The organism is Rhodoplanes sp. Z2-YC6860 (assembly GCF_001579845.1).
Lineage (GTDB): Bacteria > Pseudomonadota > Alphaproteobacteria > Rhizobiales > Xanthobacteraceae > Z2-YC6860.
Map to the genome: position 1 here is coordinate 6,450,771 of NZ_CP007440.1, position 19,055 is coordinate 6,469,825.

Sequence of the window (19,055 nt, forward strand, 5' to 3'; positions counted from 1 at the left end):
TCATGGCGACCTGACCGCGACAGCTTCAACGGCGATCAGAGCCCCGGCCGCCGGCAGCGCCTCGCAGACGACACCGGTCGCAGCCGGATACGGTGCCGCGAACACGTCGCGCCGGACGGCGGCTGTCTCGCGGTAGGCGCCGAGACCCTCGGGCGTGACAAATTCGGTCGTCTTGACGACCGCGTCGAGATCGGCGCCCTTTGCGCTCAATTGGTCGCCGAGCCTGCCATAGATGTCGCGGCACTGAGCCGCGATGTCGCCCGCACGCGGGTCGCCCACGGCGCTCACGAACAGAACATCGGCGTGTTGATCGGACGCGGCACTCAGCTCGATCTGGACACCGCAACCGTCGTCGACGACGCGCGGCATCGTGACCTGAATGATGGTGCCTCTCGCGTCATTGCCATCGGCCGCCACCGTGGGCGCCATCAACTCGATCGCTCGCAACACGTCCTGTCGCCGCAGACCGCGACGGATCAAAACATGGTCAGCACGCGACCACGCGCGCGGCGCATCGGACGCACTCACGGTCGGGAGATACTCGACCTTCGAACGACCATCGCGGCTCGCGACCGCTTCGATCTCGATCAGCGCCTCGGGCCGCAGCAGGCTCTTGACGACAATGACACTGATGGCCGGCGCAACGCCCTTCACCAGATCGGCGACAAGAGCCTTGAGTCGCGGCAGGTCCGGAATGGCGCGCGGCGTGACGTACTGAACGATGCGAACGATGTCGCGCAGGCCAAGTCCGCCGGCTTCCAGCGTCAGTCGCATCTTCTCGAAGATGACGCGTGCCTGGTCGACAAGATCGCCCTCGACGACCATGGCCTTACGGGCCGCATCGAAGCGTACCGCCGTGCTTCCCGACAGCCACACGCCATTGGCCGCGGCAATGCCCAGCGAGAACGTGAATCGCCGGTAATCGAAAAACGGATAATGTTCGGGCTCAAGCGCCACGCGCGACATCGGCTAGCGGCCCTCCCACTTCGGCGGTCGCTTCTCGGCGTAGGCCTTGAGGGCCTCGCCGTGGTCCTTGGTCGAACGCACCACCCGCTGCGCCCGCTCGGTGAAGCGGAGCGCCGTGTCGAGCTCCTGATAGAGCGACTCGGCCAGCGCCAGTTTGAACGCCTGCACGGTGATGGGCGGGCAATTGTCGATGATCTCCCGCGCCAGTTCGCGACAGCGCGGCATGAGCTGGTCCGGCTCGACCACTTCACTGACGAAACCGATCTTTAGCGCGCCCTCGGCGTCGATGGTGCGTCCGGTCACGCCCCACTCGAAAGCCCGCGCGTAACCGATGATCTGCGGCATCAGCGCGAGGCTCGCGTCGTCCGGCACGATGCCGCGGCGGACGAACACCCAGCCAAACCGCGAGGCCTTCGATGCAATCCGCATGTCGCAGCCGGCCGCGATGCCGAGACCCGAGCCGACCGCTGGACCGTTGATGGCCGCGATCGCGGGCTTCGACATGCGGCGAAGCCCTGTCACCACGCGGCGGATGTCCGCCTCTTGCGGGTAAAGCTCCTCGCGCAACGTCGGATCGGGCGGTTCGAGCGAGCGGCCTTGCGCCGTCATTCGTTTGATGTTGCCGCCCGAGCAGAATATCCGGCCCGAGCCGGTCAGGATCAGAACGCGCGCCTTCATGTCGACGTCGATCCGATCGAACTCGGCGATGAGTTCCTGATTCATGACCCAATTGACCGCGTTCTTCGCGTCCGGGTCATTGATGGTAACGACGACGATGCCGTCGTCGCCTTGTTCAGACGTAATGAACTGGTAGCTCATGGGAGCTTTCCCCTCGGAAACGGCCAAGATTTTCGCGAAGCATCCGCGCCAGCGCGCGCCGGTGATGACCGGCATCGCCATAGGCCGCCGCGGCCGCGATCGCACGGTGGTAGTAGAGTTCGAGCGGATAATCGCGATAGAAGCCGATGGCACCGTGGATCTGGTGCGCGGTGCGCGTCACGGCCTGTATCGCCTCGCTGGTTTTGGCTTTGGCGATGAAGGTTTCGCGGTCGCCCGCCATCCCGTCACCGAGCGCTGCCGCGGCCTGCCAGGCCAGCAGGCGGCTGACCTCAAGGTCGCGATACATCTCGGCACAATGATGGTGCACGCCCTGGAAGCTGCCGATCGGCCGATCGAACTGCACGCGGGTCTTGGCATAGTTCAATGTGAGATCGAGCGAGGCCTGACCGATCCCGACAAGCTCGGCCGACTTCATCGCCGCGCCGCGCAGCAACAGCCGCGCGACGTGCGACCACGCGCCACCCACCTCGCCGACGACAGCGTCGGCATCGACATTGACGTCGTCAAAAACGACCTCCCACAGCGCCTCGCCGCCCGCCGCCTGCAGGCGACGGATTTTCAAGCCCGGGGTGTCGCGCGGCACCACCAGCAAGGTGAGGTCAGTTTCGTTGTCGCCGGTCCGGCCCAGGCAGATGATGGCTTCGGCCGCGCCGGCGTCGCGGACGAACAGTTTGGTGCCATTGATCGTGAAACCATTTCCGGCCGGCGTGATGCGGGTGCGGATGCCGGCGGGCGAAAGACCGCCGCTCGGCTCGGCGATCGCCGTTGTGAGAATGGCTTCGCCCGACGCGATGCGGGGAAGATAGCTGTCGCGTTGCGCCGGCGATCCGGCGTCGAGTAGCAGTAAGCCCGCCTCGACCACCGTGGAATAGATCGGACTCGGCACTGCGCCTTGACCCAGCGCCTCGACGATCAGCGCAAGCTCCAGCAATCCGGTTCCGGCACCGCCGTATTCCTCCGGAAAGACGGCGCCGGCCCAGCCCATCTCCGCCATCTTCCGCCACACCTTGGCATCAAAGCCGTGCTCGCTGCCTTCGAGCGCACGGATGGCATCCGCCGTCATGGCCTCTTGCGCGAAAGCCATCGCGGTCTCGCGCAGCATCTTCTGATCGTCGTCGATCGTGATGTCCATGCCGATCCCCGCCCTAGCGTGGCAAACCGAGGCCGCGCGTGGCGACGACGTTGCGGGTGATGTCGAAGCCACCGGCCGCGAACTGGAAATAGAGATGGTCCCGGTATTCGACCTCCACCTCGCCTTCGAGCGGCGCCCATGGCGATCCGTGGCGAAGCGGCGCAAACGGCCCGAGCAGTTCCAGCCCGGACACGTCGAGCCGCCGCGCCGTCTCGCGCTTCACCAGCAGGGCGAGCGACGTCTCGTGCTGCGGCCGCAGGCCCTTGGCATGGAGGCAGGCCAGCCAATAGCTCATGACCTTGGCGCCTTCGGCCTCGATCGCAAGCCGCACCAGCTCGTCCTGCACCAGCGGATCGTCGATCAGCCGCCCGCCCTCGCGCTCCTTCGTGCACCAGGCCAGCAGACGGTCGAACTGATAGCTGACCAGTCCCGGGCTTGAGAGCGCAGCGCGCTCGAAGTCGATCGCCCCCATCACGGTCTTCCAGCCTTGATGGACCTCGCCGACCAGCATCGAACGCGGCACCCGCACCTGATCGAAATGCACCGCATGGTGAGTCCACCCGGCGAGCGTCGGATATTTGGTGATGGTGATGCCCGGGCTCTTCATGTCGATGATGAACATGGAAAGCCCGCGATGCTTCGACGAGGCCGAGTCGCTACGCGTCAGCACCCAGCCGTAGTCGGCCATGTGCGCGTCGCTGGAAAACGCTTTCTGCCCCGTGACGACGAAATGGTCGCCGTCTTCGACCGCACGCACCTTGACGTTGGCGAGATCGGACCCTGCCTCGGGCTCGCTGTAACCGACGAACCAGGACAGCTCGCCGCGGATGATCCGCGGCAGGAACTCGGCCTTCTGCGCCTCGGAGCCAAGCGCCATAAGCGCGTTCGGAATGTAGGTGATCGCGCGGTCGAGACCCGGCGCGCGGTGATACTCCATCTCGTCCCAGAAGATCGCCTGATAGACACGGCTGCGGCCGCCACCACCGTATTCCTTCGGCCAGCCCATGCCGATATAGCCGGCTGCGCCGAGCTTGCGGCGGAACGCCTTGGTGAACTCGGCGGTCCACATGCCCTGCTCGGCGAGATCGCGATGGGCCTCCCACACCGCCGGCGTGATCTCGCGCCGAAGGAATGCGCGCACCTCGTCGCGAAACGCCGCCTCTTCCGCCGTGAATTTCAAATCCATCGGGTGTCTCGTTCGCTCTAGGACAGGACGCCGCCGGCTTCGAGGCGCTGATACTCGGCTTCGTCAATACCGAGCAGTCCGGTGAGAATGTCGTGGGTGTGTTCGCCGAGCAGCGGCGCGTGGTTGTATTGCACGCCGAGACTGTCCATCTGCCACGGCAGACCGAGCTGCCGGTGCGGACCGGCGGTCGGATGATCGATCGTGATCACGCTGCCATGGGCTTGAAGCTGCGGATCGTCGATCAGCTGATCGCAGCGCAGCACCGGCCCTGCCGGCACGCCGGCCGCCTGGAGCTTGTCCACTGCCTCGTTCACGCCGATCTGCCGCGTCCAGCTTTCGACGGCCGCGTCGAGAATGCCGACATGCGTCACACGGCCTTCCGCGCTGGCGAACCGCGGGTCGCCGAGCCATTCGGCATGTCCCGACGCACGACACAACAAACGCCATTCCTCGTCGTTGTCGACGCTGATTGCGATCCAGGTGTCTGCATCGCGGCACGGATAGATGCCGTAGGGCGCCTTGAGCTTGTCACGGTTGCCCATCCGTTTCGGGTCGGCGTCGTTCAAGGTGACGTCGATGACGGCCTCAGGGATCAGCGTCATCATCGCCTCGTACATTGCCAGATCGATGAACTGGCCCTGCCCTGTCTGGTTGCGGTGATGCAGCGCCGCCATGATAGCGAACATGCCGTAAGTGCCGCTCAGCGGATCGGGCAGCACGCCGCCGAGGATCCTCGGCTCGCCATCGAGATAACCCGTCACATCGGCAACGCCGCTGAACAGATTCACCGCGCTGTGCAGGCCTCTGGCATGCTTCATCGGGCCGGAACGGCCGAACGCTCCGCACGACACCATGACGATGCCGGGATTGAGCTTGCCGATGACGTCGTAGCCGAGGCCGAGCTTCTCCAGGACGCCGGTCGAGAAATTGTCGACCATCACGTCGACCTTGCCGGCCAGACGCCGAACGATATCGCGGCCGGCCGCGGTGGTCATATCGAGCGTGCAGCTCTTCTTCGCGGCGCAAATCTGGTTGAAGTAGCCGCTGCCATCCGGATTGCCCTCGAGACCTGGCTTGAACGGCGGGGCCGTGCGCGACGTCATCCGCCGGCGCGACTCCACGACGATCACCTCAGCGCCCAGCCAGGCGAGCCACAGCGCGCAGAACGGCATGGCGATGAACTGCCCGAGATCGAGCACGCGAACGCCGTCGAGCGGCATCGGCCGGGACGTTGCACTCATGACACGGCCCTCTCCGGCTCATCGAGCAGCATGGCGTTATGCTCGCCCAATCGCGGCGCGGGGAGCCGCATCGTCCACGGCGTCGCCCGCATGGTGAACGGCGCGCCGGGCATCTTGGCGCGACGATGGCCGATTTCGATATCGACCACGCTGTTGCGCGCCGCGACCTGATCGCACTGGACGAGCTTTCGCACCGGATAGAATTGGAAGATCGGAAGCTGGGTCTGGTTGGCGAGGCCGTAAAGTTCCTCGCCCGACAGCGTCATCGTCCAGTCGATCAACCGCATGCGCAGCTCGATCCAGTTTTCCGTGCGCGCCGGGCTGGTGGCGAACTGCGGCGTGCCGGCCCACGCCGGACTGCCCATGGCCTCGACCAGACGCTCCCAATGCACGTCCATCGGAGCCGGGATCGTGACGTAGCCGTCCTTGCACGGCAGATAGAAGTTCGGCATGCGGCCGATCGTTGTCGGATTGAGCAGGCGATTGTACGTGCCGCCCCAATAGGAATACGTGGTGACGTCGCGATGCTGCATGGACGCTACCGCGGCCTGCTGGCTCACATCCAGATGACATCCCTGCTGTGTCTTGGCACGCCCGAGAAGCGCCGTCAGGCTCGCGAGGCCGGCGCACAGACCAGCGATGGTCTCGGCGGTGAAGGATGATGGATGCAGCGGCGGCTCGTGCTCAAGATCGTTCGCGGCGTCGGGCATCCCGGGCGTGCTGTAGGCAATGCCGCCCATTGCATAGGTCACCAGTTCGTCGCCGCGCCGGTTGGCCCAAGGCCCTTTCATTCCAAACGGTGTGATCGTGGTGACGATCAATCGCGGATATCGGGCCCGGAGTTCCGCCGGCATGAGGCCGGCCGCGCGCAGGCGCTCGATCGGAAGATTGGTGACGAAGATGTCGGCCGGCGCCAGAAGACGGTCCAGCGCCTTTCGTCCATCAGCGCTCGCGCAATCGAGGACGACACCCCGCTTGTTGATGTTGAGATAGAGAAACAGCCCGCTTGCCTCGGGATCGGGCCGGCCATCGGGGAACGGTCCGCGACGCCGGCTGGAATCGCCGTCAGGTCCCTCCACCTTGATGACCTCGGCGCCGAAGTCGCCAAGCAGCTTGGCAGCGTACGGTCCCGCCGTGCCGTCGCCGAGCTCGACGACAGAAAGCCCGGCAAGCGGCCCGACAGCGGGAATTTGCGATGCAACGTTCATGAACTAGCTCCGCATCGCGGCCAGGCGATCCAGCCCCGCTTCGGCTTCCGTCACCATCGACATCAGAATGTCGCGCGCCGGACGCTTGCGCGTGAGCATGCCGGCAATCTGTCCGGCGGGATTGTTGATCAGTTCATGACGGCCGGCAGCCTCTGCTGCCGCGATGAGGTCATCCATCAACACGCCCTGGAGCGGCATCGGCAGCGATCGCAGACCCGATTCATCCCAGGCCTTGATGACGTCGTTGCGGTAGTCGCGCGCCGTCTTGCCCGTGTAGGCGCGCGTGATGACGAAGTCCTCGGTGCTGCCGCAGATGATCTCCTGCTGGTGCGCCGGATAGAGGTGAGATTCCTCGGCGAGCAGGAATGCCGTGCCGACCCAGGCGCCCACCGCTCCGAGCGCCAGCGCCGCGAGAAGCGTGCGGCCGTCTGCGATCGCGCCGGCAGCGATGACCGGCACAGGGCTGACGGCGTCAACGACCATTGGGATGAGCGGAAAATTCGCGACGGTCCCGGTGTGACCGCCGGCCTCGTAACCCTGCGCGATCACATAATCCACGCCGGCGGCCACCTGCCGCTTGGCGTTGCGGACGTTGCCGACCAGGCCCAGCACCTTCATGCCGGCCTGATGCGCCAGCGGCACCACCCAGGCCGGATCGCCGAGGCCCGCGGCGAACACCGCGATCCGCTCCTCCAGACAGACGTCGACCTGACGACGGATGAAGTCCGCCGACATCACGCCGGCCGACGGCATGACCGGCTTGAGCCCGAACTTCTCGACCAGCGAACGAGAGAAAGCCATGTGCTGAGGATGATCGCGCTCGATCCGCGCTCGCATTTCGGCACGGTCCGGCGTCGCCGCCGCCATGCTGGCCGGGAGCAGCAAATCCACGCCGAACGGCCGACCGGTGAGATTGCGGACCTTGCGGATGCGGCGGCGGACCTCATCGCCGTCGAGCCAGGAGCAACCGAGAATTCCCATGCCGCCGGCTTCACACACCGCCGCCACGAGTTCGGGCGGCGTGGCATGTCCTTTGACGCCCATGCCGGCGAGAAAGATCGGATACTCGATCTTCAGATCGTCACAGAGACTTGTATGCAGCACGCTTTTGCTCATTTGCCGTCTCGACGTTCACGGAAAGTCGCGTTGCAGTTTGGGATCGAGCAGATCGCGAATGGCGTCACCGAGCAGGTTCGACGCCAGAACCATCAGGAAGATCGCAAGCCCCGGGAAAATAACGATCCAGGGCGCGACCAGCGCCAACGATGTGGCGGAACCGGACATCATCAAGCCCCACGAGGCTTCCGGCTCTTGGATGCCGGCGCCGAGATAATCGAGCGCCGCCTCCTGCACGACCGCCAGACCGAGATAGGCCGTGGCGATGATCAGCAACGGCGCCATGGTGTTCGGCAGGATGTGGCGGAGCATGATGCGCGTGCTGCTGCACCCGGTGGCGCGGGCTGCCTCGATGAACATGGTGGCCTTGAGCACGAGCACACTGGAGCGCGCGATGCGCGAGGCGCGAGGAATGATCGGCATCGCCAGTGCGATGATCACATTGTGCAACGCCGGCCCGAGCACCGCCGCCATCGCCAGCGCGAGCAGCAACATGGGGAATGCCAGCATCGCATCCATGACGCGTTGCGCCACGGCGTCGGTCCAGCCGCCGCGATAGCCCGCGACGATGCCGATGGCAGCGCCGACCACGACACCGAGCAGGCTGGCGCCGAGCCCAACCAGCAGCGATACGCGGGCTCCGTAAATCAAGCGGGACAGGATATCGCGGCCGAATGCGTCGGTGCCGAGCCAGTAGGTCGAACTCGGCGGGCTGTAGAGCGCCGCCGTGTCGCCATCGACCGGATCGTACGGCGCGAGGTACGGCGCGCCCACGGCCAGCACGACGATCACGATCAGCACCACGGCGCCGAACACACCGAGCGGATGCCGCCGGCTGATGCGACCCAACGTCAGCAGCCGGCTCTCGTGCCGCAGCTCCGCCGGGATTGCGCGAGCGCCTTCCATGAGTTGTGGGGAGCTCACCGCACTCATTGTGCCACCCGCACCCGGGTGCGCGGATCGAGCCACCCGTAAATCAGGTCGACGGTGAGATTGCCGAGCACGACGATCCCGGCCAGGACAAGCACGATGCCTTGGGCTGCCGGATAGTCGCGGTTGAGGATCGACGCCACCACGTACTGGCCGAGGCCCGGCACGCTGAACACCGCTTCGGTGATGATCAAACCGCCGAACAACGCCGAGAATTCAAAACCGATCAGCGTGACGACCGGCAGAAGCCCATTGCTCAGCCCATGACGGACCACGACATTCCATTCGGACAGGCCCTTGGCGCGCGCGGTCCGGATATAATCCTCGCCCAGCACTTCGAGCATGATCGATCGCGTCATGCGCGCGACCAGCGCCAGTTGACGCAACCCCACCGCCAGCGCCGGCCAGAACAGTTGCGCCAGACTCTTGCCGGGGCTGACCCAGAACGGTTCCCAGAACAGCGGCGCGCTCCACTGAAAGAGCGCAACGAGCCCCAGGATCAGGATCAGTCCGATCCAGAACGACGGCGCCGCAAGACCGCCGATGCTCACGGCCTGCAACGTGCGATCAATCCAGGTCCCCGCATAACGGGCCGACAGCACGCCGGCCGGAATGCCGAGGCACACCGCGATCAGGGTTGCCATCACGACGATCTGCGCCGTGTACGGAAACCGTCGCGCGATATCCTGCGCAACCGGATTGCCGGTCCGCAGCGACGTTCCAAGATCGAACGTGGCGACGTGGCCGGCCCAGTCGCCGAACTGGACGACCAGCGGCCGGTCGAGGCCCATCTTGCTGCGGACCTGGGCGAGTTCTTCCTCCGACACCACGCCGGCGCCGGCACCGCTCAGCATCACGGCGGCATCGCCCGGGATCACGCGCATGATAACGAACACCATCACTGCGACCCCGAACAGGGTCACGACACCGGTCGCCAGGCGCTGGACGACAAAACTAAACATTCACCCTCTTGCGCGTCGCGCCGCTCAGGCGTCGAGCCAGACCTTGTCCATCTGCATGTTGGCGTAGATATCGGGTAGCGCGATCCAGCCTTTGACGGAATTGGAATAGGCCGCGCCGTAGCCGACCCAGGCCAGGTTGACCTGGTAGTAGGTTTTCAGGAATTCGAGCTGGAACTTCTTGATCAGGGCGGCGCGCTTCTGCGGATCTGGCTCCCGGGACTGCTCACGGAAAAGATTGTCGAGCGCGTCGTCTTTCCAGTTGCCGTAGTTGCGGCCGCCGTAGCTGGTGTAGCCCTCGCCGAAGATCTGGTCCGGCACCGAGCCGCCCATCGCGACCGAATGCGCCACGAGTTGGAAGTCGCCCTTGGTTTCCATCGAGTAGAACGATCCGGTGTCGCGGACGTCCACCGTGGCGTCGAGTCCGACGGTCTTGAGTTGAGCGGCGACATTGATGGCGGAATCGCGGAATGCCGGAAGATCGCCGCGTGTGATGATGACGATCTTGAAGCCCCTGGGCACGCCGGCCTGCTCCAGCAACGCCATCGCCTTTTGCCGGTTGGCCGCGACATTGCCGCCGAGGCCCGGCAATGTATCGTAACCGCCGAACTTCTTGATCTCGTCTACGCTCAAACTGTACGGGCTGTTTGGCGGCATCAGGCCAATGCTGTGGTAGAACGCGCCGGTGAGCGGCCCGACGGTCTTGATGAAGGCGTCGCGGTCCATCGCCAGCGACAGCGCCTCGCGGACCCGGATGTCATCGAACGGCTTGCGCTGCACGTTCGGGATCAGATTGACGAATGTCGGCGTCGGTCTGCGCAATTCGGTGATGCCGGGAACCTTGCGCAGCGTCGCCAGCACCGACTCGTTCGGAAAGAAGAAACCAGCATCGAGCCGCTTGCCTTGCAACGCCGCGCCGCGTTCGACCTCGCCCTTGATCGGGAAGAACTGGATCTTGTCGAGGTAGGCCGGCTCGCCGAAATATTTATCGAACCGCGTCAGCTCGTAGATCTGCCCGTCGATCGCCTGCGACAGACGGAACGGCCCGGTGCCCACGATCTGCCGCTTCATCCCCACGCCTTGCGCATCGAGCGGTTCGCAGACCTTCCGCGGCACGATCACGTTGTAGGGATTGCTCACCATGAACAGGAAATCGGGCTGCGGCTCCGAAAGGTGAATCACCACCGTCGCCGGATCGCTCGCTTCCATCGAAGCGATGTTGCCGAGCAGTCCCTTGCGCGGGCTGATGATGCCGCGCGGCGGCTTGCGGATGCGATCGAGGCTGAAGATGACGTCGTCGGCCGTCAGCGGCGTTCCATCGTGGAATACGACGTTGCGGTGGAGATGGAAGGTGACCGTCTTGCCGTCGGCCGAGATGTCCCATTTCTCGGCGAGGTCCGCGACGAGACGGTTGTAGTCGTGCGGATCGGCGCGCAGCAGCGTCGAGTAACACGGCGAGCCTACGAACTGGGTCAAGTATGTCGCCGACTGATGGACGTCGAAATCGGGAGGATCGCCGCCGTTGCTGACGCGGAGTGTGCCGCCGCGTTTTGGCGTTTGCGCCGCAGCCCAGCGGGGTGTCGCCGCGAGAGCGGCAACTGCTCCTCCCGCCGTCTTGAGGGCGTCACGCCGGCTGATGGCACCGCATTCCAAAGGACGCCGTATCCGCATCGCCAACTCCCCTCAGTCGCGAGGTCCCCTAGGTTATGAGCATCCGATGATCGTTGTTCGTGCCGTTGTGACGTCGCCCGCGACGGAGCGGTGCGGCCCGCGCAGCGCCGTCACGGCGCAGCCCTCGCAAGAAGTATTCCACCATGTCGTCCGCGATCTCGTCGGCGTGAAGCGGACCGTTCGGCCGATACCACTTCGGGATCCAGTTGATCGCACCGAGGATGGCGAAGCCGGCCAGCTTGACGTTGTCGCACTCGAACTCGCCCGCCCGGACGCCCTCCTCGATCAAGCCGCGCACGCCGCGCTCCAGCTGGTCGCGCTTGGCGACGTACTGCTTCCGCTGCTCGGGCCAGAAGCTTTCCAGATCGGTCTGCAGGATGCTGCCGAAGCCGTCATCCAGCACGCCGTGAATGTGACCGGTGAGCAGGATTCGCAGCCGCCCGGCTGGCGTGCCTCCGGCATTCGCCGCCTGCTTCAAGGCGCGCAGGCTGACGTCCACGCAACGCATGTGGCACTGGTACAAAATGTCCTGCTTGTCCTTGAAGTAGTAATACAAATTGCCCTTGGTCATCCCAAGTTCGTTGGCGATGTCCTGAATGGTCAGCGACGACAATCCTGAATTCCGCAACACGTTGCCGACGCTCCGCAGGATCGCTTCCCGGCGCTGTCCCTTCAGTCCGGGCGCGCCGTTCCAGCGCACCGGCTTCTTTTTGGCCCCGCGCCCCGAACCGCCTTTCGCCCTGGAAGGTCGAGCCTTGCCCTGTGCCATGCGGGATTTGAACCGGTGTTTAAAATTTTGACCGAGTGTTCAATTCTCACTTCGCCGTAAGACGCTGTCAACGCCGTTTGGCGTATTTTGCTCGGACGCGATGTCGCGATCCTGCGAACTGCAGCCTCGGTCAGACGGCCGGTCCCGCCGCGCCGGTCCGCACCTGGCAAGCGACCCAATGGCCTGGCGATACTTCGGTCAGCACCTGCTCGTTTCGCGCGCAGGACGGCTGCCGCAACGGGCACCGCGTATGGAAACGGCAGCCGCTCGGCGGGGTCACCGGGCTCGGAACATCGCCGTCCAGGATGATCCGCTTCCGCTCGACCGTCGGGTCCGGCACCGGAACCGCTGACAGCAGGGCCTCGGAATAGGGATGCTTGGGGTTGCCATAGAGCTCTTTGGCAGGCGCGAGCTCGACGATCCTGCCCAGATACATCACCGCCACCCGCGTCGAGATGTGCTCGACCACCGAGAGATCATGGGCGACGAACAGATAGGTCAGCCCGAGCTTCTTCTGCAGATCCTCCAGCAGATTGATGACCTGCGCCTGCACCGACACATCGAGCGCGGACACCGCCTCGTCGCACACGATCATGATCGGGTTGACGGCAAGCGCCCGCGCGATGCCGATACGCTGGCGCTGCCCGCCCGAGAACTCGTGGGGGTAGCGATGCAGATGCTCCGCCGACAATCCGACGGTCTCCAGCAGTTCGACCACCCGGTCATCGCGCGCCTTGCGGCTCGGAGCTAGCCCGTGGACCAGCAGAGCCTCTCCGATGGTGGCGCTCACCGTCATTCGCGGATTGAGCGACGAGTACGGATCCTGGAAAACCATCTGCATCTCCTTGCGGAGACGCCGCATCGGGCGATCGGTGAGATTCGTGATGTTCTGCTCCCGGAACCAGATTTCCCCGGAGGTGGGCTCGAGCAGCCGCAGGATCACGCGGGCGATGGTCGACTTGCCGCAACCCGATTCACCGACCAGGCCCAACGTTTCGCCTGCCGCGATGTCGAAGCTGACGTCGTCGACCGCATGGACCTGGGCTCTTTCGCGCGAGAGCACCCCGCCCCGGATCGGGAAGTATTTCTTGAGGTTGCGGACTCGCAGCAGGGATTGCGCCATGGCGTTCATCGCAGAAAACACGCGACTTTGTGCCCCGGCTCCACTTCGTGCAGCGGCGGCGTTTCCTCGAAATGCCTGGGCTCAGCGAATTGGCAGCGCGGCGCGAATCGGCACCCCGGCTTGATGTCGCCCCGCAGCGTCGGCACCGAGCCCGGAATTTGCTCGAGCCGTCGCCGCTCGGTGGCGGCGCGATCGATGCGCGGAATGGAGCGCAGCAGACCCTGCGTGTAGGGATGCCGCGGATTTCCGAACAGTTCTTTCACCGGAGCCTCTTCCACCACCTGGGCGCCATACATCACGGCGACGCGCTGCGCGGTTTCGGCGATGACCCCCATGTCGTGGGTGATCAGCATCACGGCCATTCTGAACCGGGCCTTGAGCTCGTTCAGCAAGTCCAGGATCTGGGCCTGAATGGTCACATCGAGCGCGGTGGTGGGTTCGTCGGCGATCAGGAGCTTCGGATTGCAGGACAGCGCCATCGCGATCATGACGCGCTGCCGCATGCCGCCGGACATCAGGTGGGGATACTCCTTCACGCGGCGTTCGGGGTTCGGAATGCGAACGATGCGGAGCATCTCGATGCTTTTGTCCGCGGCGTCGCGCCGGCTGAGCTGTTCGTGCTCCCGGATCGATTCCGCGATCTGCTCGCCAATGGTGAAAACCGGATTGAGCGATGTCATCGGCTCCTGGAAGATCATTGCGATCTCCTTGCCGCGGATGGCCCTTATCTTTTCGGCTGAGAGGTCGAGCAGGTTGACGCCGTTGTAACGGATCTCGCCTCCCGCGATGCGGCCCGGCTGCCGGATCAGCCGCATGATGCTGAGCGCGGTCACGCTCTTGCCGCTGCCGGACTCGCCGACCACGCCGAGCGTTTCGCCCGCGTTGATCTGCAGGCTCACGCCATCGACGGCATTCACGACACCTCGATCGGTCACAAACTGCGTCTCAAGCTTACGGACGTCCAGGAGCGGCGCATCGACGGACGGTTCGGTCATGGATTCCCTGCTCCGGCGTGCGCGACCAGGCTGCATCGTCCTGACCGCATGCCCGTTAGCAGAAATCGTGCCACGGCTGCGAAGAACGTCAATCTCGATATGCGGTCTGCGGCCTATGCGCGACAGTTCGTCCTATGTCCCGGGCTTCACGCGAAGAGCACCTGACTGAATTCAGGGATTTGATTGCGGGTTTGAAATATTTGACCGATTGTTCAAATCTTTCAATCGCCTACCGTCGGACATGACGTGGATCATCGAGCGCACGCGGCGCAAGGTCATTTCGCGTTGGACTTGTCGTCCACAGGCAGACCGAGAACGCCCGGATTGATGCCGTGCTTCGGGTCGAGCGCGGCTTTCAATCGCGGCATCAGGTTCTCAGGGATGCCTTGACCTCCCAAACGATAGAATCGGCCGATCTGGCTGTGGACCGCGCCATGCCGGTCCATGATGTCGCGCATGCCGCTTCGCATCGTGAGCACCAGCTCTCGCCCCGCCGGATTGGGAGGGAAGCTGCCGAAGCGCTCCCTGTTGCGCGCGGAGAGATACTGCATGTGCAGCGGATCGAGCTGGTCGGCCCAGTACATCATCGGCTCGATGACGATGTAGAAGCCGGCAGACGAGATCAAATAGGACGTGCTGACACCGAGCTCCTGCATCTGGGATGCGTGGCTCGCGACAAATGCCTGCAGGTCAGCCATCGCAGCGCGAACGCGAGAGAGCGCAAAGATGCCATGCACCGGCGCCCATCGCTCACCGACCGGCCCGATAAAGCCCCGGACCGAATACGGCTTGGCCCGCATGGCGCGCGGAAAGACGTCGTCGCCGCGTTGTCCGTGAACCTGACAGATGCCGCAGGCGCGTTCGAGCTGCGCGTCCGCGCCGGCCTTGGTCGGGGATTCGATGGTGAGATGCAGCGACCACGGCTTTTCATCCGGGCCGGTGGCGGCGAAGCGCAACAGCTTCGCGGCGTCCTTGGCCGATTGCATCAATGTTTCCGAACGGCGAATCACGGACGCCGCGGTCCGCACCGCTTCGCCGATGCCGACCTTGGCGGCGTCGGCCGACTTGACGCGATCCATTGCAAAGGCGCGCGTGACGATCCTGTCACCCATGCAGGTCATCAGCGACTGCAAAAGCTCATCGACGTCGTTGAAGCCAAAAGAGGCAAACGTCGCTGGCTGTTCCGGCGCAATCCGCAGCACGACTTCGGTCTTGATGCCGAACGCGCCGCAGTCGCCGAGAAAGAGACCCGTCACGTCCGCTCCGGCATAACGGTGGAAATGCGCCGGTGCCCCGGTCTGCACGACGGACCCATCGGCCAGCACCACCGTGACGCCGAGAATGCCATCGGGCCCGGCCGGAATGCCCTGAGAGGCCAGTCCGCCGACGGTCGCAAAGGCGCCGGAGATCGGGCTGATCTGGGTCGCCGCCATTCCCAGCGGCCTGAGCACATCCGCCACCTGAGCCCACGAGGCACCAGCACCGGCGACGGCGTAGCGATCCGCGACATTCGCCTGCACCGCGTTCATGCGCGACATGTCGATGATCACCACCGGCCGGTCGATGGCGAACGACCCGGTGTAGGACAGCCCGGCGCCGCGCGCGATCACCGGTACACCGTGTTCGCCGAGCAGCCGAACCACGGCGGATGTTTCATCCGTCGATTTCGGGGCGACCACCATCAAGGCCGGCGTCTGGCGGTTGCGCGAAAACACGTCGGACGTCGCCAGATCGCACCGGCTCGGATCGTCCGTGGCATGATCGTCGCCGACGATGGCGCGGATTTGGTTCAGCAATGACGGATCGATTTGCGTTTGCTGTGTCATTCGCGCGTGGTTTACCCGTCAGCCGGACGCGGCGGCCAGCGTCGGAGCGCCGACTTCGGATTTCGACGCGGCGCTGAGTGAGCCCAGCGCCTCAAGGCACTGATCGGTCGTCATCACGTCCGCGTATTTTTCGGCCATGTCGAACAGGTTGACGCAATGCGATACATGACTGCGGTCATAGACGGCGTCGTGGCAGACCGCGACGCGGAAGTTGAACGCGAAGGCGTCGACCACGGAGCCGCGGACACATCCGCTGGTGGTGCAGCCTGTGACGATGATGGAATCCACGCTCTTGTCGATCAGATAGCTCGCCAACGGCGTGCCGAAGAACGCGCTCGGATGCTTCTTCGGCACCAGCGTGTCGCCCGGCTTCGGCGCGACCTCGGCCACGAACTCGTATCCCTTGGCCGGAACGCCCATTAGGGCCGGCACCTTGTCGGCCAGGCGGCCGGCATCGAACTGCTCCTTGGGCGCGACATACGGATAGAGCACAGGCCAGCCGTTGGCGCGAAACACCTTGAGCAGCCGCTCGATGTGCGTGACGGCCTTCCAGCCGACCTCGCCGCACGACGTCGGGAATTCCTTGATCGCGTCCCAGAAGGGCATCGGCCGCGTGCCGACCGTCCGATACTGCACGTCGATGATCAGCAGGCCCGGGCGCCTGCCGAAGCCCGTCGGCTTGCCAAAACCCGCCGCACGATAGGCCCGCTGCTCCTCCTCGGGAATGATTCCGTCCCACGGTTTCATGCGATCTCCTTTCACTGCAATCGGCGGTGCAGGTAGCGGCCGCGTCCGACCGCGGCATCCACTAACGAGCCATTCTCGAAAACCGGCTCGCCGCGAAGGAGGGTGTGAACGACCTTCCCCGTCAACGACCAGCCATCGTAGATCGAATAGCCGGCGCTCGAGATGACGTCGGCGTTGGCGACTTTGGTCGTGGCATTGAGGTCGACGATCGCGAGATCGGCGTCGTAGCCCGGCGCAATCATGCCCTTGCGATTGCCCAAACCCATGATCCGCGCCGGCCGTTCGGACAGCAATTCGACCAGCCGACGGATCGGAACGCCGCGCTTGTGGAAGCCTTCCGACAGCATGATCGGCAGCAGCGTTTCGAGGCCGGGGCATCCCGGCGAAGCCGCCCAGATATCGCCCGCTTTCGACGACATGTCGCGATGCACGTGATCGGTCGCGACAGTGTCGATCAGACCCGAGCCGATGCCTTGCCACAGGGCCTCGCGGTCCGAAGCCTCGCGCAGCGGCGGATTGATCTTACCGATCTCGCGGCCGCTCCAACCGACATCGTGCGTCAGATAATGCGGGCACGTCTCGATGTAGATCTGCGTGCCCATCTCGCGCGCGATCCGTGCGGCATCGAGCGCCTGTGCCGACGAGGTGTGCACGATGTAGAGCGGCGAGCCGGTGTTGCGCGCGAACAGTCCCGCGCGCTGCACGGCATCGGCTTCCACGAAGGGCGGGCGCGTGGCGTTCCAGCTCGCCAGTCCGCCGGCGCCTTTCGGATCGGCCTCCATCACGGTCTTGCGAAGCTGCCAGGCGACTTCGATGTTTTCCGGATGCGGACACACCATGCCGCCGTTGCGCGCAGACAACTGGCACAGGCGAAACAGGAATCCGTCGTCGATATCGGGCAGGCCGAGCCGCTTCCCTTCGCCGCCACGGTTGTTCATGAAGATCTTGAACGACGGCGCACCGTAATCCGACGCATAGGCCGGCACGCCCGCGAGCTGCTGCTCGGTCGAGATGATGAAGTGGTAGCCGAAATCGATGCGCGCGCCGGCTTCGGTGACCGCGCGCACATCCTCGAAAATCTCTTCGAACGGCTCGGTCGCCATCAGGTACGGAATGAAGGTCGTGACGCCGCCCACGGCCGCAGCCGCGGTTTCCGTTGCCGCGTCGGCCTTCTCGCGCGGGCGGGCGATGTCCTTGCCGTGTCCCAGATGAAGGTGGACGTCGAGCACGCCCGGCAGGACCAGCAGCCCGGAAACATCGAACGTCCGCTTGGCTTCGACGGCTTCGGCCGGCGACAGCAGCGCCGCGACCTTGCCGTCGTTGATCGCGACGGTCATGCGCTGGGGATCGCGTCCCGGAAGCGCAACATCACCGCCGACGATGACCAAATCGAACATCATGACTCAACGCAAGGCGGCGGCCCGCCCTTCCCTAACTGTACCTGATCTCCAGCGCATCGAACTTGTCCTTGGCGACGGCTCGCTGGCGCTCCTCGAAGCTCGCGAGCCGTCCGCCGACTTCTTGCAGCGAGCCATGATCCCGCAGGCTGCCGAGAACCTCCGTGACGGCGCGAAGCGCAGCCTGAAGTGCAGCATTGGCGTAAAGCGCGGTTGCGAAACCCATCTCCGCGAGCTTCGCGCGCGGCAGCGGCGGTGTCTTGCCGCCGTGAACGACATTGACGATCTGCGGAACCGGCAGCTCCCGAGCAATCCTCGTCATCTGCTCGGCGTTCACCGGCGCTTCGACGAAGGTCACGTCAGCGCCGGCTTCGATGAAGGCATGAGCGCGATCGAGAGCGGCCTCGAAGCCCTCGACCGCAATGGCGTCGGTGCGTGCCACGATCTGAAAATTGCCGTCGACGCGCGCATCCACCGCGGCGCGTATCTTGTGCACCATTTCGCTCAGCGGGATGACGCCCTTGCCCGAGAAGTGGCCGCACTTCTTGGGAAACACCTGATCTTCGAGTTGCAGCCCCGCACCGCCGGCACGCTCGATGATGCGCACGGTGCGCGCCGTATTGATGGGATTGCCAAACCCGGTATCGCCGTCGACGAGCAGCGGAACATTCACGGCTTCGGCCATGGCCTGCACGTGATCGGCGAGTTCGCTCAATGTCACGAGGCCGATGTCCGGCACGCCAAGGTGCATGTTGGCGATGCCGGCGCCGGTCACGTACGCGCTTTCGAAGCCGAGATCTTCCGCAACACGAGCAAACAACGCATTGGGCGCCCCTGGCATGACCGCAGCATCACGCCGGGCGAACAATGCCTTCAACCGTTCGCACCTCGTCGTCATGCGGGAACACCTCCGGCGCGGCCGATGTCGGAAAGCCTGACGTCACGGGTA

The 19,055-nt window shown here is 64.7% G+C and carries 17 protein-coding genes and 1 pseudogene; all 18 read right to left on the reverse strand.

Going from position 1 to position 19,055, the window contains the following annotated elements; genetic code table 11:
- On the reverse strand, positions 1–966 hold the full coding sequence (locus RHPLAN_RS30170; RefSeq protein WP_068026247.1) for a RidA family protein: 966 nt from the start codon (positions 964–966) through the stop codon (positions 1–3).
- Positions 967–969: 3 nt separating this feature from the next.
- Positions 970–1,785 (reverse strand): enoyl-CoA hydratase/isomerase family protein, encoded by an 816-nt coding sequence (locus RHPLAN_RS30175; RefSeq protein WP_068026250.1) that lies wholly within the window; start codon positions 1,783–1,785, stop codon positions 970–972.
- Complete coding sequence (locus tag RHPLAN_RS30180; RefSeq protein ID WP_068026254.1) at positions 1,760–2,938, reverse strand: acyl-CoA dehydrogenase family protein; 1,179 nt, start codon at positions 2,936–2,938, stop codon at positions 1,760–1,762. Before RHPLAN_RS30180 ends, RHPLAN_RS30175 begins: the two co-directional genes overlap by 26 nt.
- A 13-nt stretch (positions 2,939–2,951) precedes the next feature.
- Positions 2,952–4,124: an acyl-CoA dehydrogenase family protein gene (locus tag RHPLAN_RS30185; RefSeq protein WP_068026258.1), complete on the reverse strand. Its 1,173-nt coding sequence runs from the start codon at positions 4,122–4,124 to the stop codon at positions 2,952–2,954.
- A gap of 17 nt (positions 4,125–4,141) precedes the next feature.
- Positions 4,142–5,365: a CaiB/BaiF CoA transferase family protein gene (locus tag RHPLAN_RS30190; protein WP_084245899.1), complete on the reverse strand. Its 1,224-nt coding sequence runs from the start codon at positions 5,363–5,365 to the stop codon at positions 4,142–4,144.
- Positions 5,362–6,573 carry a CaiB/BaiF CoA transferase family protein gene (locus RHPLAN_RS30195; protein ID WP_068026263.1) on the reverse strand — a complete coding sequence of 404 codons (1,212 nt, stop codon included), beginning with the start codon at positions 6,571–6,573 and terminating at the stop codon, positions 5,362–5,364. The genes RHPLAN_RS30190 and RHPLAN_RS30195 overlap by 4 nt, the downstream gene beginning before the upstream one ends.
- Before the next feature lie 3 nt (positions 6,574–6,576).
- Positions 6,577–7,689, reverse strand: coding sequence for an NAD(P)H-dependent flavin oxidoreductase (locus tag RHPLAN_RS30200; protein ID WP_068026266.1), 1,113 nt, complete (start codon positions 7,687–7,689; stop codon positions 6,577–6,579).
- Positions 7,690–7,704: 15 nt separating this feature from the next.
- On the reverse strand, positions 7,705–8,595 hold the full coding sequence (locus RHPLAN_RS30205) for an ABC transporter permease (RefSeq protein WP_068026269.1): 891 nt from the start codon (positions 8,593–8,595) through the stop codon (positions 7,705–7,707).
- Positions 8,596–8,618: 23 nt separating this feature from the next.
- Entirely contained in the window at positions 8,619–9,581 is a 963-nt protein-coding gene (locus tag RHPLAN_RS30210) for an ABC transporter permease (RefSeq protein WP_068026271.1), read from the reverse strand.
- 24 nt (positions 9,582–9,605) lie between these two features.
- The gene (locus RHPLAN_RS30215; protein ID WP_198165110.1) at positions 9,606–11,054 is read right to left on the reverse strand and encodes an ABC transporter substrate-binding protein; all 1,449 of its coding nucleotides are present in this window, start codon (positions 11,052–11,054) and stop codon (positions 9,606–9,608) included.
- A gap of 102 nt (positions 11,055–11,156) precedes the next feature.
- A pseudogene (locus RHPLAN_RS41075) lies at positions 11,157–11,249 on the reverse strand (twin-arginine translocation signal domain-containing protein); the annotation flags it as partial.
- Between the two features lie 28 nt (positions 11,250–11,277).
- Positions 11,278–11,949: a TetR-type transcription factor C-terminal domain-containing protein gene (locus RHPLAN_RS30220; protein WP_198164566.1), complete on the reverse strand. Its 672-nt coding sequence runs from the start codon at positions 11,947–11,949 to the stop codon at positions 11,278–11,280.
- A gap of 199 nt (positions 11,950–12,148) precedes the next feature.
- Complete coding sequence (locus RHPLAN_RS30225) at positions 12,149–13,141, reverse strand: ABC transporter ATP-binding protein (RefSeq protein ID WP_068032063.1); 993 nt, start codon at positions 13,139–13,141, stop codon at positions 12,149–12,151.
- Between the two features lie 5 nt (positions 13,142–13,146).
- Positions 13,147–14,136, reverse strand: a complete 990-nt coding sequence (locus RHPLAN_RS30230; RefSeq protein ID WP_068026279.1) for an ABC transporter ATP-binding protein — start codon at positions 14,134–14,136, stop codon at positions 13,147–13,149.
- A gap of 275 nt (positions 14,137–14,411) precedes the next feature.
- A complete protein-coding gene (locus RHPLAN_RS30235) occupies positions 14,412–15,962 on the reverse strand; it encodes an FAD-binding oxidoreductase (RefSeq protein WP_084245905.1) in 1,551 nt (516 codons plus the stop codon).
- A gap of 18 nt (positions 15,963–15,980) precedes the next feature.
- The gene (locus tag RHPLAN_RS30240) at positions 15,981–16,709 is read right to left on the reverse strand and encodes an isochorismatase family protein (RefSeq protein WP_068026283.1); all 729 of its coding nucleotides are present in this window, start codon (positions 16,707–16,709) and stop codon (positions 15,981–15,983) included.
- A gap of 11 nt (positions 16,710–16,720) precedes the next feature.
- On the reverse strand, positions 16,721–18,109 hold the full coding sequence (locus RHPLAN_RS30245; RefSeq protein WP_068026286.1) for a dihydroorotase: 1,389 nt from the start codon (positions 18,107–18,109) through the stop codon (positions 16,721–16,723).
- A 31-nt stretch (positions 18,110–18,140) separates the two neighbouring features.
- A complete protein-coding gene (locus RHPLAN_RS30250; RefSeq protein ID WP_068026289.1) occupies positions 18,141–19,004 on the reverse strand; it encodes an isocitrate lyase/PEP mutase family protein in 864 nt (287 codons plus the stop codon).
- Positions 19,005–19,055 lie beyond the last annotated feature (51 nt).

Coding starts and splice junctions, on each gene's coding strand:
- RHPLAN_RS30170 (WP_068026247.1), bottom strand. CDS start 966: ATGTCGCGCGTGGCGCTTGAGCCCGAACATTATCCGTTTTTCGATTAC.
- RHPLAN_RS30175 (WP_068026250.1), bottom strand. CDS start 1,785: ATGAGCTACCAGTTCATTACGTCTGAACAAGGCGACGACGGCATCGTC.
- RHPLAN_RS30180 (WP_068026254.1), bottom strand. CDS start 2,938: ATGGACATCACGATCGACGACGATCAGAAGATGCTGCGCGAGACCGCG.
- RHPLAN_RS30185 (WP_068026258.1), bottom strand. CDS start 4,124: ATGGATTTGAAATTCACGGCGGAAGAGGCGGCGTTTCGCGACGAGGTG.
- RHPLAN_RS30190 (WP_084245899.1), bottom strand. CDS start 5,365: ATGAGTGCAACGTCCCGGCCGATGCCGCTCGACGGCGTTCGCGTGCTC.
- RHPLAN_RS30195 (WP_068026263.1), bottom strand. CDS start 6,573: ATGAACGTTGCATCGCAAATTCCCGCTGTCGGGCCGCTTGCCGGGCTT.
- RHPLAN_RS30200 (WP_068026266.1), bottom strand. CDS start 7,689: ATGAGCAAAAGCGTGCTGCATACAAGTCTCTGTGACGATCTGAAGATC.
- RHPLAN_RS30205 (WP_068026269.1), bottom strand. CDS start 8,595: ATGGAAGGCGCTCGCGCAATCCCGGCGGAGCTGCGGCACGAGAGCCGG.
- RHPLAN_RS30210 (WP_068026271.1), bottom strand. CDS start 9,581: ATGTTTAGTTTTGTCGTCCAGCGCCTGGCGACCGGTGTCGTGACCCTG.
- RHPLAN_RS30225 (WP_068032063.1), bottom strand. CDS start 13,141: ATGGCGCAATCCCTGCTGCGAGTCCGCAACCTCAAGAAATACTTCCCG.
- RHPLAN_RS30230 (WP_068026279.1), bottom strand. CDS start 14,136: ATGACCGAACCGTCCGTCGATGCGCCGCTCCTGGACGTCCGTAAGCTT.
- RHPLAN_RS30235 (WP_084245905.1), bottom strand. CDS start 15,962: ATGACACAGCAAACGCAAATCGATCCGTCATTGCTGAACCAAATCCGC.
- RHPLAN_RS30240 (WP_068026283.1), bottom strand. CDS start 16,709: ATGAAACCGTGGGACGGAATCATTCCCGAGGAGGAGCAGCGGGCCTAT.
- RHPLAN_RS30245 (WP_068026286.1), bottom strand. CDS start 18,109: ATGATGTTCGATTTGGTCATCGTCGGCGGTGATGTTGCGCTTCCGGGA.
- RHPLAN_RS30250 (WP_068026289.1), bottom strand. CDS start 19,004: ATGACGACGAGGTGCGAACGGTTGAAGGCATTGTTCGCCCGGCGTGAT.